Annotated in this window: 14 protein-coding genes; 7 read left to right on the forward strand and 7 right to left on the reverse strand. The window is 53.8% G+C overall.

Annotated elements, in window-relative coordinates:
• Positions 1–83: 83 nt before the first annotated feature.
• Complete coding sequence (locus tag ACT3T7_RS01160; protein ID WP_172118024.1) at positions 84–1,520, reverse strand: hypothetical protein; 1,437 nt, start codon at positions 1,518–1,520, stop codon at positions 84–86.
• A 111-nt stretch (positions 1,521–1,631) separates the two neighbouring features.
• On the opposite strand from ACT3T7_RS01160, the gene ACT3T7_RS01165 reads away from it, so the two are divergent.
• On the forward strand, positions 1,632–2,702 hold the full coding sequence (locus ACT3T7_RS01165; protein WP_444629847.1) for a DnaJ domain-containing protein: 1,071 nt from the start codon (positions 1,632–1,634) through the stop codon (positions 2,700–2,702).
• A gap of 52 nt (positions 2,703–2,754) precedes the next feature.
• Positions 2,755–3,183: a hypothetical protein gene (locus tag ACT3T7_RS01170; protein WP_172118025.1), complete on the forward strand. Its 429-nt coding sequence runs from the start codon at positions 2,755–2,757 to the stop codon at positions 3,181–3,183.
• Here ACT3T7_RS01170 and ACT3T7_RS01175 read toward each other — a convergent pair.
• Positions 3,180–5,531, reverse strand: coding sequence for a mechanosensitive ion channel family protein (locus ACT3T7_RS01175; protein ID WP_444629815.1), 2,352 nt, complete (start codon positions 5,529–5,531; stop codon positions 3,180–3,182). The two genes, ACT3T7_RS01170 and ACT3T7_RS01175, sit on opposite strands and share 4 nt — an antisense overlap.
• A 129-nt stretch (positions 5,532–5,660) precedes the next feature.
• Between ACT3T7_RS01175 and ACT3T7_RS01180 the strand changes: the two genes are divergently transcribed.
• Both ACT3T7_RS01180 and ACT3T7_RS01185 read left to right on the forward strand, forming a co-directional pair.
• Positions 5,661–6,665, forward strand: a complete 1,005-nt coding sequence (locus ACT3T7_RS01180) for an amidoligase family protein (protein WP_172118027.1) — start codon at positions 5,661–5,663, stop codon at positions 6,663–6,665.
• A 58-nt stretch (positions 6,666–6,723) separates the two neighbouring features.
• A complete protein-coding gene (locus tag ACT3T7_RS01185; protein WP_172118028.1) occupies positions 6,724–7,407 on the forward strand; it encodes a gamma-glutamyl-gamma-aminobutyrate hydrolase family protein in 684 nt (227 codons plus the stop codon).
• On the opposite strand, the gene tpx is transcribed toward ACT3T7_RS01185, so the two are convergent.
• Positions 7,397–7,900 (reverse strand): thiol peroxidase, encoded by a 504-nt coding sequence (tpx, locus tag ACT3T7_RS01190; protein WP_087108345.1) that lies wholly within the window; start codon positions 7,898–7,900, stop codon positions 7,397–7,399. The two genes, ACT3T7_RS01185 and tpx, sit on opposite strands and share 11 nt — an antisense overlap.
• A gap of 167 nt (positions 7,901–8,067) precedes the next feature.
• Between tpx and ACT3T7_RS01195 the strand changes: the two genes are divergently transcribed.
• Positions 8,068–8,784, forward strand: a complete 717-nt coding sequence (locus ACT3T7_RS01195; protein ID WP_172118029.1) for a glutamine amidotransferase — start codon at positions 8,068–8,070, stop codon at positions 8,782–8,784.
• 34 nt (positions 8,785–8,818) lie between these two features.
• On the opposite strand, the gene nfi is transcribed toward ACT3T7_RS01195, so the two are convergent.
• Positions 8,819–9,529, reverse strand: a complete 711-nt coding sequence (nfi, locus tag ACT3T7_RS01200; protein ID WP_172118030.1) for a deoxyribonuclease V — start codon at positions 9,527–9,529, stop codon at positions 8,819–8,821.
• Between the two features lie 124 nt (positions 9,530–9,653).
• The gene (locus ACT3T7_RS01205) at positions 9,654–11,378 is read right to left on the reverse strand and encodes a DEAD/DEAH box helicase (protein WP_172118031.1); all 1,725 of its coding nucleotides are present in this window, start codon (positions 11,376–11,378) and stop codon (positions 9,654–9,656) included.
• Positions 11,379–11,908: 530 nt separating this feature from the next.
• Between ACT3T7_RS01205 and ACT3T7_RS01210 the strand changes: the two genes are divergently transcribed.
• Both ACT3T7_RS01210 and ACT3T7_RS01215 read left to right on the forward strand, forming a co-directional pair.
• On the forward strand, positions 11,909–12,106 hold the full coding sequence (locus tag ACT3T7_RS01210; protein WP_087108335.1) for a CsbD family protein: 198 nt from the start codon (positions 11,909–11,911) through the stop codon (positions 12,104–12,106).
• 122 nt (positions 12,107–12,228) lie between these two features.
• Positions 12,229–12,711 carry a PRC-barrel domain-containing protein gene (locus ACT3T7_RS01215; RefSeq protein WP_172118032.1) on the forward strand — a complete coding sequence of 161 codons (483 nt, stop codon included), beginning with the start codon at positions 12,229–12,231 and terminating at the stop codon, positions 12,709–12,711.
• 90 nt (positions 12,712–12,801) lie between these two features.
• Here ACT3T7_RS01215 and ACT3T7_RS01220 read toward each other — a convergent pair whose 3' ends face one another.
• Together ACT3T7_RS01220 and ACT3T7_RS01225 are read right to left on the reverse strand one after the other, a co-directional pair.
• Positions 12,802–13,803 (reverse strand): glutathione S-transferase family protein, encoded by a 1,002-nt coding sequence (locus tag ACT3T7_RS01220; protein ID WP_172118033.1) that lies wholly within the window; start codon positions 13,801–13,803, stop codon positions 12,802–12,804.
• Between the two features lie 83 nt (positions 13,804–13,886).
• Positions 13,887–14,807 (reverse strand): LysR family transcriptional regulator, encoded by a 921-nt coding sequence (locus tag ACT3T7_RS01225; RefSeq protein ID WP_172118034.1) that lies wholly within the window; start codon positions 14,805–14,807, stop codon positions 13,887–13,889.
• Positions 14,808–15,150: the final 343 nt, after the last annotated feature.

Consider the following 15,150-nt stretch of genomic DNA (forward strand, 5'->3'; position numbering starts at 1 on the left):
TGAATCGCTTGCAGCTGGCTGGCACTCGATGCACAGAGGCTGTATGTAAGGACTGAATTAAGAACTGAATTTAAGAAATGGCTTCAAGGGCTGAGCTCACTGGATGTGCCTTCTGAGGCGCCGCTTTCAGCAACTTTTTCGACATCGACAATGCCTGAACGACTAACCACCACCTTCCAGCGCGCCAGGTAGGGGGCATCTTCACTGCCGGTTTCACGCACCACCAGGTTGAACAAATGGCGCCGCTCAACGCTTTCACGTACGGCCTGGCCATCTTTTAACCGAAAGATATGATGCTTCTCTTTGCTCATTAAGCGGGTCAGCATCAAGAGATCAATATACAGCGTCTCTCGCGTATGCTCGTAACCACTCAAAAACCGCGTGGGCGACATACGCGAACTGGAGCGGTAATGCAGCACATCCTCTTCCCGCTCAGCCACGGTCCGTCTTCGCATCTGCTTGATGTCTTCATTCAGGGCGGTGTAGCGCTTGTAATCAAACCATTCAAGCTGACGCCCCACCAGTGCATTACGCGTGGGGTCAACGTATTGGCGACGCCATTTTGGCCGTCCCCGACGCAGCAGGCGCCAAAGCGTATTGCGCAGGTCATCCTTAAACACTTCACGCAAGGCATACAGCAGCGCCATGGCAAGCACAAACAGCGCCGTAATATCGCCAACGACTTCGCGTACGCGCAATACTCCCAGCGTGACACAGGCCATTACCAGTGCGGTTGCCAACGCTTTTACGGCTTTTTGCTCACCGCCGCCTAACTCCAGCGCCTCCTGCTTCAAGGTAATCGGATATTCAATCAAGCGGCGTAGCAAGCGCATTTTATTCGACATGCGTGTCGGGTCTTCCATCACACGCTCTGAGTTGTACTTCTGTTCGCGTCGATACTCACTTTCACGTTCGCACACATTGATAAACTGGCGCTTGATATCACTAAACTCGCCACCTCTTGGCATATAGGCCACTAGTGAAAGCAGCTGCTGCTCAGTAAACCAGGAGAGATAGTTGTCGATATTGGCAAAATATTTGTATAAACGCTCATCCGTGGGTTGATTGCGGCGCATCTTCCTTAAAATGCTTTCGCTGAGTTTCTGCATTTCATTCAGTTGCTCACACAGCTCTTCTCTTAGCGTCTGCACATCGCTGGACTCTTTTTGCCGCTCGCTACGCAGTTTGCGCTCGCGGACCAGCATTTTTTGAGTCGTCCGCTCCATGGCAGTCACATACTGATACGCATAAAGACTTAAGCTTAATCGGTAAGATTCGCTGCCCAACTGATTACGGCTGGCGAGCCGGCTATGCACTAGCGGCAGGTGGTAGGCATCGCTATAGTACGTCCGCGAGACACTAATGGATGAGTGATAAAATGCCTCTTCCGAGATGACGTGAGCATTTAAACCCAGCTCGCCAGGTACAAAAAGATAGACGTCAAGCCTATGCGATGTCTCTTCCTTGAGCCGCCGTGTAAGGCGTAGCTGGTAGCTATTTTTACGCTCGACGTTAATCACCTGGTCAATCTCCTACTTCATTGCCTTGAGCGATGATATACCATGACACCAATTGTCATGGTGGTCCGCTTCGTGCGGGGATGGTTTACTTTTACCCTTTGGAGCCTGGGAATGCCCATTGCCCGTTTCTCCCCCTTTGAGCTGCTGCTACTGCAAAGCCGCAGCCAAGTGGATACGGCAAAGCTACTGCTGTTGGCCTGGATATTGGTGCACCGCCAACACGTTTCAGAAGGTCAACGGCGACGCCGTTTGGCCCAGGTGTGCGCGCACTTTCGCCATGGGCATGAACTGGCGCCAGTCATGCATATTGCGCGGCAGCGCGACCTCAAGGCTATTCAGCTTGCCGCTGAAGTCATTCGCAAGGAGTGCTCTGAAGAGCATAGCCTTGGCATCATGCATCAAGCCATCACGGTGGCAACCGACAATGGCGACCTTTCTCTGTCGAACCATTATATATTGCGGTTCGTGGCAGATTTGCTCAATGTGCTGCCCACAACACTTGGCACGCTATTTAAAGAGCTTACAGGACGCGCGCTCGCTCTGCCGGAAGATCCCAGCCGCGACGCCTATTGGCGTGTCCATGACGCTGACTATTACGCACAGCAAGCACGCAAGGCTGAAGAGGCTGCCCGCCAAGCCCGCGAGGCTCAGGAAAAAGCCGAACAGCAGGAAAAAAGGCGCCAGGAAGAAGAGGCCCAACGCGCGCATTCGAAAGCCCAGGAAAAGGCCGAGCGTGAGAGAGCCCGCAGCGACAAGTCTCGTGACGACAAAGCGCGTAAAGACCAAGCGCGCAACGAAAAGGCCCAACAGCAGCAGGAACATGCTCGGCGCAAAAAAGAGGAGCGTGAGCGCGCAAAACGCCAGCAACAAAACTCGAAAAGCGGTTCGCAAAAAGGCTCACAGCAGGGCTCATACCAGGGTTCACGCCAGGGCTATCAGCACAGCCATCAACAGCGCTCGTCCACACCGCCGCCACCTGATCGCACCACTCGCGCTTTGGCGGTACTGGAGTTATCACCCGGCGTTACCCAAGCAGAAGTGCGCCGTGCCTACCGGCGCATGGCACAGCTACACCATCCGGATCGCTTCTATACCCAAAGTGAACATCAAATTGCCCTTGCTTCAGCACGTTTTCAACGTATAAAAAGCGCCTATGATTACTTGATGCAAACCTATCGGTAAAATAGGCACACTCTCTGGTGTTAACCTCCAACCCTAAAAGAACAATGCACCTATGCGGGATTTGTACCAACGCCTTAACGTTCCACCCCAAGCAAACGATGAAGAGCTACAGCAAGCCGTTGCTCGCTGCCCCAACAGCGCTTTGCGCCAGGATGCGGAAGCCGCATTCGCCGTCGCCAAGCGGCGTGCAGACTACGATAAGCTGCACGCCACGCTGAGCGACATTGGGCAGCTGCGTACTCAGCTTGGGCTAACCCACGGCGCCCATTGGCAGGATGATGTTGCCAACGATTTTTCAGTACCGCCTGACGAGATAGTTTCCCGTCACGATAAATTGGTCGACCGCGTCAGCCACGTCGTAAAACTCTACAACCGTTGGCGTGGCTTGCGCGGCGCTTGGCTACTCATTGCGATTTTCACCATCGGTACAGGCCTGGGGATTGCGCTGGGACTCACCTTGAGCCAGACGATTGCGGCTTAAGGTGAGCCGCGATACGTCCCCCCCTCATCACGCTCTATCTCTGCTTGAGTAGGCTGCGGGGCGGGCCTGGGCGGTGCAGGCTTTTTATTGGCCTCGTGCTCACCCGTTGTGGCTTCCCCATTATCAAGCGATAGGTCGGTGCCTCCGGTCGGCTCCATACGGTCTTCTGAGCGCGCTTCCATGCTGACACTTAGACGCGGCACACCCAAATCGATGGACTGCGCTTCCATCCTCTGTTTAAGCAGTAGATTAAAGGCCCGCGAAACATCCCATTGCATTTCAGGAGCGGTCCGAAAGCGCATGCGCAAGATAGGGCAGCCCTCTTCAAATCCCTGAACCCCCTGCATTTCAAGCGGCGACCAGATGTAATGACGCATCATCGGGTCATTGCGCAGCTCCTGGGCGGTTTCCTGCATTAGCGTAATGGCATCATCAATTTTCATGTCATAGGGAATGCGTATCCGCATTAGCGCAATACCAAACTGACGCGACATATTGTGGATCGACTCAATACGACTGAAGGTAATAATATGTACCACGCCATCCAGGTCGCGTAACCGCACGGTACGCAGAGTCAGCCCTTCTACCGTCCCCATATGGTTGTTGATGCGCACAAAGTCATCTACCGCCAACGAATCTTCAATCAGAATAAAGATGCCGGTAATCAAATCCTGAACCAACGTCTGTGCGCCAAAACCTATCGCCAAGCCGATCACACCGGCACCCGCCAGCAGCGGTGTCACGTTCACCCCCAGGTTAGCCAGCCCGACAATAAACGCGATAATCAAAATGGCGACAAAGATTACGTTACGGATCATCGGCGTGATGGTTTGCGCCCGCGCCTGGTTAACCCGCCGACCACGAGCGCGGCCCGAGGAAGTCAGTGCCCGCTGAATGGCCGTGTCGGCAAATATCCACACCAACCATGCCAACAAAATTGTCGCCCCCAGGCTAACCAGCGCTTGGCCGATACGCGTACTGGCCACCGCTTCTTGACCTAGCCCAAACAGCGATCCTCCCCACACTTGCATGGAGAGTTCAGCAAATACCATCCATGAACAGATATGCGCCAACACAAACCCAAAGCGCTCGAGGCGTTTTCGGTACTGGCTAAAGCGCCGACGACGACGCTTACTCAAGCGCTCGGATTGACGGCGTATCAACCCGGTAATCACCAAGGTAAGTACCAGCAAGCTCGCAGAAATTATCGAACGTGCCAGCGCGGTCCCGACATCGCCCACGGTGATAAAAATCGCCAATAACGAGCCGCCCACCAGTAGCAGTGCCGGGATATGCCATAAGCCGCCCAAGGTACGCACCATCTCAACGGCCGTGCTGGCCTCCCGGCGCTGCTTATAGGGCCGATTACAAATGAGATGACGTACTGGCTGCTTGAACTTGATAATAAAGCGCGCAGCCAGCAGCGCGGCCAGCATATTGGACAGCATCGAGACAAGGCTTGAGAGTTCGGTCCCCAGTAGATCCACCAGGCGCGCTGAATTTACCGCATCGCCCAAAGCGATCAACGCCCCGATCACAAACAGCCCACGCAGTGCCTGCTGCTGCAACAACTGCACAGCGGTAAAGCGGTGCCCTCGACTAAAGAAGGCAATGACGGTCTCGAACACTACCGATAACGCACGCCCAAACAGGCAGACATACGCAATAACCAACACCACCGTGCGCCCTGGGCTGTAGGGCAGCAGTTGGGCAATGCCCAGAATAATCGCAAAGGCCAGTGCCCAAGGCAGCATGCGGCGTAGAAAATGCGCCGCCAGCAGCCACGCCTTGGGATCACGAGGCAAATCCAGGGGCCACTCTCGGCGCGTCGCAACCAAGCGGCCAAAGGCAATCATCAGTACCAGCAGCGTGACCCAGATAATCCCCATCACTGCGCCGTCAACAACTTCACGGATCGCCTGCCCGCGGTCCGTGCCAGCATTTAAGGCACGCAGATCAGCGGCCCCTTGCACCAGTTGCCGTGACCACTCATCAATCGGTGAGTTGCCTGCCTGGGCCTGTTCGCCGAGATCCGTTAGCGTGTCGGCAAGTGCGCCCAGCAGCCCTTGGCGTACGATGCCTTCCTCTTGAGTAGCATCCGTTGTTACCTGTAGCTCGCGCAGCGAGTTAAGCAGCGCCGTACGCTGCTCTTCATTGTCGAGCATGGCGATAACATCATTCAGCGAGCGTTGGAATTCATCACTGCTGACCTCTTCTTCCTGGTTCGGCTCATTTCCACTCAAACCGGAAAGCGAGACGACCTGGGCCTGAACCTGAGTCGCCATTACGCTGACCAGTACCGTTAACGCAATGTAAATGGCAGTGTTAATTATCCAGTGCTGTCGCACACCATGCTCCTAAAATGGATTCAAAAATGACACCGCGCCTACTCCCTCTCGCCTCCCGGAATCCGCTCAGCCTACCTGCGCGACTATGATAGGCTGATAGTCTAAACGTTCACCTCACAGGATGCCGAGATGACGCTGCAAGCTCCCCCGAATCGGTTAAATAGCGACGGCAAGGCACGCCGTGTGGGCATTGAGATCGAATTTGCCGGTTTGCCACCCCACGACACTGCATTAGTGGTTCGCGATCTGTTTAAAGGTGAGCTTAACGTGGTAAGCCCCCACCGGCTACTGGTTGAGGGAACCCGCTGGGGTGTATTTGGCATTGAGCTTGACACCCAGTATGCCCACCCCGATCAGGCATTGCTTGAAGAGCAGGCCAACCAGGATAGCGAATGGGAGCGGCATCGGCACCAGCGCCGCCTGGAATTTCACCAAAAGACCCGCGAATTTATTGGCGACATGGTAACAGGCCTGGTGCCCACCGAGCTTATTTGTCCGCCGGTGCCGTGGAATGAACTTAAAGAGCTGGATACTATTTTTCAGGCATTACGCGACCAGGGTGCAAAAGGCACAGATGCTAGTCTGCTGTATGGTTTTGGTTTGCACCTTAATTTGGAGGTAGCGCGTCTGGACGTTGACTACCTGCTGGCGGTGCTGCGTGCTTATCTCTTGCTGGCCCATTGGCTGCGCGATGAGATCAAAGTGGATATCACCCGTGAAGTGCTGCCCCATGCTAACCCTTTCCCCAAGGAGTACGCGTTAAAGGTGCTGGATAGGCGCTACCAGCCAGACCTTGCATCGTTTATTAACGATTACCTGCACTATAACGCCACGCGCAATCGTGAGTTTGACCTACTGCCATTATTTGCATATTTGTGTCCAGAGCATCCTCACGCGCTGCTGCATACCAAACTTATAAAACCGCGTCCCGCGTTTCATTACCGATTACCCAATGCACAGCTCTCTCAGCCAGGCTGGGGGGCAGTAGTGGAATGGAACCGCTGGGTTGAAGTGGAACAACTCGCGGCGGACACTCAGCTTCTTCAAACACGCTGCGATGAATATATCGCCAAGCAAAATCGACCGTTCATGATGCGCTTAAAAGACAAACTGACAACGTGGATGCGCCGTTAAGACAGCGTTCCATGTCAGCAGCACGGCTATTTTTGACGACTCAAGAGAACCTATCTGAATGCAACGGCCGCTTATTGGAATTACCACCTCGGATTATAAAAGCCACCTTGCCTGGTGGTTTGACTGGTTTGCCGTATGGCGGCATGGCGGAAAACCCTTGCGGCTATCCCCTTCCCGCCCGTTACCAGCGTATCTGGATGGGTTAATTATTGGCGGTGGCGATGATATTCAGGCGACCCTTTACGGCGGTGAACTCCAGTTGGATGTACGCCTTGACCCAGCACGCGACGCCTTGGAACTTACCTTACTTGAACGATTCATTCCCTTAAACACACCCGTTTTGGGTATTTGCCGAGGTGCGCAATTAATCAACGTGCATTTAGGCGGCACGCTGGACCCCGATATTTACACCACCCACGAAGGCTTAAAACGTCGACGCACGGTACTTCCCCGTAAGACGGTCGATATCGTGGGGGCAAGCCAACTGTATCAACTACTCGGCGTCACCTGGTGCCGGGTAAATAGCCTTCATCATCAGGCCGTTAACCAAGCGGGCCAAGGGATAGAGATTGTCGCGCGTGACCGTGATGGCCTGGTGCAAGGCATCGAATCGCGCGAACATGATTTTTTAATTGGGGTTCAATGGCATCCCGAATGGCTGATATTTAACCGACCCCAGCAGCGCCTGATTAGTGCGCTGCTGGAGGCCGCTAAACGTTGTCAGCAGTCAGCTACGCCGTAAGTACGGCCAGTGCCGCATCGTAGTTCGGTTCATTTTTGATTTCGCTGACCAGCTCGCTATGCAGTACGCGATTATCGCTATCCAGCACCACCACGGCACGTGCACATAAGCCCTCCATAGGGTTATTACGCAGCGCGACACCCCAGGCTTCTAAAAACTCGGGATGGCGGAAGGTGGAAAGCGTTTTAACATTGTCCAACCCTTCCGCACCGCAAAATCGCTGAGCGGCAAAGGGCAAATCAGCTGACACCACCAACACCACGGTATCGTCCAAATTAGAAGCAAGCTCATTAAAACGCCGTGTCGACATGGCGCAGGTCGGCGTGTCGACGCTGGGAATTATATTGAGGACTTTCCGCTTGCCTGCGTAGGTATCCAGCGTTACGTCTTGAAGATTGCCATCGGTTAATACCATCTCTGGCGCGGCTTGATCAACGGAAGGTATTACCCCGGCTACATCCATCGGTTCACCGGCACGCGTCACGTGTTGCATTGTCATCTCCTTGTTAAAGCTTAATGAGCAGGATCGCTCATTATTGGCGTTACTCACTGAATGGCGGTTACATCCTATTCGCCCTGTCGCATAATGACATGCTTTATCCCCTTGATGCTCGCATCAACAGTGTGCGCACCAAGCTGCCTTTTTTCACAGGAATCAATATGGCCTCTGTCGTCATTATCAAAACCGGCGATGCATTTTCTGACGTTGTCGAACAGCACGGTGACTTTGAAACCCTCTTTGAGCAACAGCTAAACGATACGCTGCCTGAGCATTTAACACTTCGCGTATGGGACGCCCGAAAGGAGTCTGCGCCGCTACCGCTAAACGCGCTGGCAGGCATTCTGATTACCGGTTCGCACAGCATGGTGAGCCACCAAGAGCCCTGGAGCGAACGCTTAAAACCCTGGCTACAGGAGGCGCTTCAAGCGGACATTCCCATGTTAGGCGTTTGCTACGGCCATCAGTTAATGGCAGCGGCTTTTGGAGGTGTCAGCGACTTCCACCCCAAGGGGCGTGAGCTGGGTACGCATAGCGTTACGCTGACGGATGCGGGCCTTCAAGACCCCCTGTTTAGCCAGCTACCCGCGCATTTTATGGCCCACCTGACCCATGCGCAGTCTGTGTTAGGGTTGCCTTCCAATACCCAGGTGCTGGCCTGTAATTCCCACGATGCGCACCAAGCACTGCGTTACGGACCGCGCCAGTGGAGCGTGCAGTTTCACCCTGAGTTCACTGTACCTGTCATGCGCGCTTATATAGCGCATCAGCGCGAAGTGCTGCTTGAACAGCAACAAGACGCAGAGGCAATTGCCGCTCAGGTGGTTGAAACACAGGAGGCTACAAGCTTACTCAAGCGCTTTATCACGCTTTTATAAAACGCTCATCACATGGTCACGTGAGCCAGACATCTTAAAACAGCGAATTCTGTGGCTTTTTGACATGCTGGTCGCGCCTTGAAGCCAACCTGTCGGCCAAGCGGGTAGGCTCTGGCAACTTGGTACGCCCCAGGCAACGCATTACCCAATCAAGCGATGTTTCAAGACTAATTCGGTGGCCAGGCGAGACAAATACCGGCTTCACCTTGTCACGCGAGCGCAGGACGGCGCCAATCGTCTCGTCACCGGCTCGCAGTGGCACCCAATCCCCACGTACCTCGCCTACCTCATCGTGCTTGCCGTAAAGGCGTGATTTGGCAACGCCGATGGTAGGCAGGTCCAGCCACAACCCCAAGTGCGCGGCGATTCCGAGCCTTCTGGGGTGGGCGATCCCTTGGCCATCCACCATGATTAATTCGGGCAGTATATTGAGCCGTTCAAAGGCGCCCAGTGCCGCCGGTATTTCGCGAAAAGAGAGCAGCCCTGGAATATACGGCATTCGCGTCGGCTCACGATGAACAACGCGCTCAACAAGCGTTAAGTCAGGTGCTGTTTGTGGGTCCCACTTGAGCACCACCACGGCTGCCCGCGTGGTATCTCCGTTGTCTTCAAAGCCAATATCCATCCCGGCGATGTGCGTTACCGGCGCAATACGGTCATCAGACTCTAACCGTGTAGCAAGCTCTTTCTGAAGCGCGATAGCCTCTTTAGGCGCCAGGTTCCATTCATGCAAGGCTGCTTTCACTGTCGACTCCCTGTCGCTTTTTTGGCGTGTCATCTTTTAGCGTAGCAAAAAAATGCCCCCGCACCGGAAACCGGTACGAGGGCATTTTAGGCGCGGTTAATACCGCTATCGCATGCTTAAGCGATTACGCTTCGCGGCGACGGATCGGCGCATCGCCATCATCACGACGACGGCGCGGAGCACGCTCAGGCGCACGGTCTTCGCTGATTTCCAACGGACGACCGGCGACACGAGCACGGGCCATCTTGGTCAGAATAGTGGAAGGCAAACCGCTAGGCAGCTCAACCACTGAGAAGGCGTTACGGATATCGATACGACCGATACGCGCACCTTCAATGCCGCCTTCATTCGCCAACGCACCAACCAGTTGGCCTGGCTTAACGCCATCTTTATGGCCAACGGATACACGGTAGCGAGTCATGCCTTCGCTAGGTGCGCGCGGACGCTCGCCACGTTCGCCACGCTCACGGCGAGCACCTGGCTTGGCGCTGCCACCTTCACGCGGGGCACGCTCTTTACGCGGCGCTTGCAAGCGGCCAATCGGCGCTTCATCAGCACGTGCCATGGCAGCAAAGGCGCAGGCCAGTTGAATAGCGTCGTGACCTTCTTCTACCAGACGCTCTACCAGTGCCTGCTGCTCTTCGGCGCCTTTGGTAAGCGCTGCCACCACACGGTGGTGGAACACTTCGTCACGGTGAGCGCGAATAGCAGCTTCGTCCGGCAGCGGCATTTCGGCCATTTTCTGACCAGTTGCCTGCTCCATCCAACCTACTTTACGGCCTTCACGGAAACCAGCAAAGGTAATCGCGATGCCGCTACGACCAGCACGACCAGTACGGCCGATACGGTGCGTATACGCTTCTGCATCTTGCGGAAGATCGTAGTTGATAACGTGCGTAATGCGCGGCACGTCAAGACCACGGGCAGCAACGTCAGTCGCAATCAGTACGTCAACCTTGCTACGCTTCAGGCGAGTAATCGTACGCTCGCGCAGGCTTTGGTCCAGGTCACCGGACAGGCCAGCGGCGTTGACACCACGAGCCGTCAGTTGCTCAACCAGGGTAGTACAAGCGGCACGAGTACGTACGAAGACAATAGCGGCATCGACCGGCTCGACTTCAAGAATACGCGCCAGCGCTTCAAGCTTGGCACCGCCGTCAACGCGTACAATGCGCTGCTCAATGTTTTCGCCAGTGGTCGTGCGCGACTCAATCGCCACTTTTACCGGGTCAACCAGATAGCGGTTAACAATGCGCTCAATTTCAGTCGGCAGTGTGGCCGAGAAGAACACACGCTGTGCATCTTTCGGGGTATCGGCGACCACGCGTTTTACGTCGTCGATAAAGCCCATGCGCAGCATTTCATCAGCTTCGTCTAATACGAGTGCTGACAGGCCGTCCAGCTTCAAGCTGCCACGGTCCAGGTGATCAATAATACGGCCGGGGGTGCCAACAACAACCTGGGCACCGCGCTTCAGCGCGCCTAACTGTTCACGGTACTCTTGGCCACCACACAGGATGGCCACTTCAAGGCCCTGCAGGTTTTGACCATACTTACTAAATGAGGCTGCAACCTGCTGAGCAAGCTCGCGGGTTGGGGCCATGACTAATACTTGAGGAGCACGACGCTGAAGATCCAGTCGTGACAATAACGGTAAAGCAAATGCTGCGGTTTTACCGGTACCGGTTTGTGCTTGGCCCAGCATATCGCGACCTTCCAGCAACGCAGGAATAGTTTGCGCCTGGATAGGTGAAGGGGTTACATAGCCCTGTGCTTCAACAGCAGACAGAACGGCAGGCAATAGAGCCAGATCGCCGAAGCTCGGCGAGGCGACAGAAGTCGAGGTCATTAATCACACCTTGGTAGGCCGGCAGTACCGGCAAAAGAGCATCGTAAGCGTCTCTGACTCTGACAACGATGTTGCGCTAAAAAGCAGCATCGAAAAACAGGTTCCGTCAATAAGCGGATAATGTCATCAGTGGAGTCGGAGACGCCGGTCGCACCTGGCATACGGTTGGCAAACCTATATATTCTCAAAGGGCCAACCGCTGTGGCGACCTTCTGCGCCGATTTCACCCGTTTGGTGAAATGCTGGAGGCGCGCCATCTTCACAGCAATGAACATCTGCAATCAGCGAGATGTTCCCGCAAGCCTTGCTACGCATCAAATATAAAACTACGTAGACATCGCTTATCGTCGTGATGGAGGGGTCAACACATGCGAGGAGCGCGCATCCTAACACCTCAAATAATGAATGGCCAGCCTTTTTACTACACCTTTTTTACTTCACCCAAAACAAACATCATCATTTGCACTTGTGTAAATATCGTCTAACTTAATTAGATGCCTCAACACGTTCAGCAATTCAAGGAGTGATGTATGAACTGGGATCAAATTGAAGGCAAGTGGACGGAAATGAAAGGTAAAGCACGCACTAGCTGGGGCGACTTCACCGATGATGAGCTTGATCAGATTGGTGGCAGGAAAGATCAGCTAGTGGGCAAGCTTCAGCAAAAATATGGTCTGACGCGTGAAGAAGCTGAAAGACGTGCTGATGATTGGGCCAACACGCTATAACCCGTCAGCGTCATAAGCCTACTCACTTCTGTTTTAGTCAAACGTTGCAAGTTATTGGCGACTAGCGATGAATGGGCAGCCAATGTTGACCATTCTGTATTTTAGCCACATGGAGAGAAGCTATGCGTAAGACAATGTTAACCACCGCTATCGGTACCGCCCTGTTAGGCAGCCTGGCCTTCGGAGTGCAAGCGTCAGAAGAGCCCCAAGGCATGTACTCCGCCAAAGATATCCTTGACGCTGACGTCTACTTCAACAACGGGTCCGGCGATGAGATCGGTGAAGTCGATAATATCCTGTTCGATGAAGAGATGCGTATCAATGCGCTGGTCATTGAGAGTGGCGCCGTATTAGGCCTTGGTGGTCGTGAGATCGTTGTAGGCACTGACTACTTCTCGCTTGAAACCCACACTGAGAGCGACGGGGATACCGAGCACCGCATTATTCTTGATGCAACCCACGAAGAAGTTGAAGAATTTCCGACCTACAACCATGACTGGTGGGAACAAACGAAAGTAAATGCTCGTGATGCGTGGGAGACTACCCGCGATGGCGCACAAAGCGCTTGGCAATCAACACGTGAAGCCATATCAAATCACGATTAACACCGTCCATCATCAGCTAACGTAATAACAGAAGACCGCCTTTTCGGCGGTCTTCTGGTTTGCAGCGGCCGGCTGTGCTGAACAAGCTGCCTAAGCGCTCTGCTTAGAACGTACCCCACGCCCTGGCAGGCGCTCTCGATCATGGGGGCGTTCAAAGTCAAGCAGCGGCCCAGCAGGTACAATACGTGTTGGGTTAATCGTATCGTGGCTGTAGTAGTAGTGACGTTTTATATGGCCCATATCAATCGTTTCAGCCACCCCCGGCCATTGGTAGATTTCGCGCACATAATTGGACAAATTGGGAAAGTCTTCAATACGCTTGAAATTACACTTGAAATGGCCGTAATACACGGCATCAAAACGAATCAGCGTCGTAAACAGGCGGATATCCGCTTCTGTTAGCCACTCACCCGCCAGATAACGCTGGTTACCCAAACGTTTTTCCACACGCTCTAGTGCTTCAAACAGCGCATGAACATGCTTTTCATACACATTCTGCTCGGTGGCAAAACCGGTCTTGTAAACGCCGTTGTTAATATGGTCATAGACATCGGCATTCACTTGGTCGATCTGTTCGCGCAAATCCTCCGGATAAAAATCCAAATGGTTGCCAGTAAGATCATCAAACGCGACATTCAATATACGTAACAAGTCGGCCGACTCATTATTAACGATGGCACTTCGCTTTTTATCCCAGAGCACCGGGACCGTTACCCGACCGGTATAGGTGGGGTTAGTCATGGTGTATAGCTGATAGTGGTAATCAACGCCGTTAACGGCATCACCGCTTGAGCCTTCATTCTGCTCATAGGTCCACCCTTTATTTAGCATCAAAGGGCTCACATGCGACTCACCTATCAACGACTCCAGCCCTTTTAGCTTACGCATTATGAGGATGCGGTGCGCCCAAGGGCAGGCTAACGAAACGTATAGATGGTAGCGGTCCTTTTCAGCGGGATAGCAGGCCCCGTCAGTTTCCGGTTGATCGCCGACCCAATCACGCAGCTGAGCAGACTCACGGACAAATTCACCGCCGCTCTTTTTCGTGTCGTACCACTGGTCGTGCCATTCACCATTAACAAGCAAGCCCATAAGGCATCTCCTAAAAGGGTAATAAATATCTGACGACGCTACCTTCAGCATACCCCCGGTGCGCAGATGCTCAAGCGGATGTTTTACGGTGCTTCATTCGAGATAATCGAACCATGGGAATAGAGCTCTTCGACCGCTTGCTTTAACGCAGCCGCCATAGCATGAGCGGCAGGCCCTGCACGATCACGATCCCGAAAAATCATCTGAACAGGCACTTCGCGTGTGCCACCCGCCGGAAGCGGCAATGGCTTTAACTCGCCACGCGCTAGCTCTTCTGTAATATGGGATTCAGGCATCCAAGCGAACCCTAGGCCACGCTTTAACATATCCAGAGAGGTGTTCAAATGACCTACCGTCCAACGCTGCTCGGCCTTTAACCACCCTGCATCCAAAGGCTGACGCAAGGCTGAGTCACGAACCACCAACTGGCGATGCTGTGCCAGATCGCGAAGGTCCAATGACCGCCCCAACTGGTGTAGAGCATGGTCCGGATGGGCAACCGCAATAAAGCGAACGAGCACCAGAGGCTCACCTAAAAACCCCTGCGCCGATATACCCGAAACCACGAGGTCTGCGCGGCCGTCATAGAGCATTTCAATTCCACCGTGGAGTACGCTCTCATATAGCTGCACGCGTACTTGAGGATACTCTTCCGAGAAACGCTCTAGTGCCTTCGCCTGGACCGCCGCTGGGAATATCTGCTCGATTGCCACGATAATTTCAGCTTCCAGGCCTGCCGCCAGCCTTGACGCCACATCTTCTAAAGAGGCTGCGCTTTCTACCAATTGACGTGCGCGGCGCAGCAGTAACTCACCAGCCTCCGTCAAGCGTACCTGACGCCCAACCGGCTCAAGCACCTGAACACCTAACTGCTCTTCCAGCTTATGAACGGCATGGTTCAACGTAGAGGGGCTTTTATGGATCGCTTCCGCTGCACGCGCAAATCCTCCATGGTCTACCACGGCTGCCAGCATTTGCCATTGCGCAAGTGTTACCCGGGACATTTCGATTTCCTCGATGCTATACAGCGATACAATCCGCTTAATCTTCGAAAAAATCTCACTAGAATGCCAGTAATCAATAAAAAGTACCGCTTATTCAGTGCTTATTTACGCCATCCGGCACAATACAGCCGGCCTGCCAGTGCATGTTGGTTTTATCTGCGTCGCTCAAATACGCAGCGCGCTCTATTGCTCGTCTGGCCAACGCCCTAACCACGTTAAAACGCTAAAAAAACCCGCAATTAACCTTTTGTTACAAAAAAAACGTCAAGATTAACCCCGCCTTAAGTCTGACAGACAGTATCCACGGCTCACGGTATTATCTTCGCCCAACCTAAAAATTCTT

This window comes from Halomonas sp. 111, from assembly GCF_052379685.1.
GTDB lineage: Bacteria > Pseudomonadota > Gammaproteobacteria > Pseudomonadales > Halomonadaceae > Vreelandella > Vreelandella citrativorans.

Coding starts and splice junctions, on each gene's coding strand:
- ACT3T7_RS01165 (WP_444629847.1), top strand. CDS start 1,632: ATGCCCATTGCCCGTTTCTCCCCCTTTGAGCTGCTGCTACTGCAAAGC.
- ACT3T7_RS01170 (WP_172118025.1), top strand. CDS start 2,755: ATGCGGGATTTGTACCAACGCCTTAACGTTCCACCCCAAGCAAACGAT.
- ACT3T7_RS01180 (WP_172118027.1), top strand. CDS start 5,661: ATGACGCTGCAAGCTCCCCCGAATCGGTTAAATAGCGACGGCAAGGCA.
- ACT3T7_RS01185 (WP_172118028.1), top strand. CDS start 6,724: ATGCAACGGCCGCTTATTGGAATTACCACCTCGGATTATAAAAGCCAC.
- tpx (WP_087108345.1), bottom strand. CDS start 7,900: ATGCAACACGTGACGCGTGCCGGTGAACCGATGGATGTAGCCGGGGTA.
- ACT3T7_RS01195 (WP_172118029.1), top strand. CDS start 8,068: ATGGCCTCTGTCGTCATTATCAAAACCGGCGATGCATTTTCTGACGTT.
- ACT3T7_RS01205 (WP_172118031.1), bottom strand. CDS start 11,378: ATGACCTCGACTTCTGTCGCCTCGCCGAGCTTCGGCGATCTGGCTCTA.
- ACT3T7_RS01210 (WP_087108335.1), top strand. CDS start 11,909: ATGAACTGGGATCAAATTGAAGGCAAGTGGACGGAAATGAAAGGTAAA.
- ACT3T7_RS01215 (WP_172118032.1), top strand. CDS start 12,229: ATGCGTAAGACAATGTTAACCACCGCTATCGGTACCGCCCTGTTAGGC.
- ACT3T7_RS01220 (WP_172118033.1), bottom strand. CDS start 13,803: ATGGGCTTGCTTGTTAATGGTGAATGGCACGACCAGTGGTACGACACG.
- ACT3T7_RS01225 (WP_172118034.1), bottom strand. CDS start 14,807: ATGTCCCGGGTAACACTTGCGCAATGGCAAATGCTGGCAGCCGTGGTA.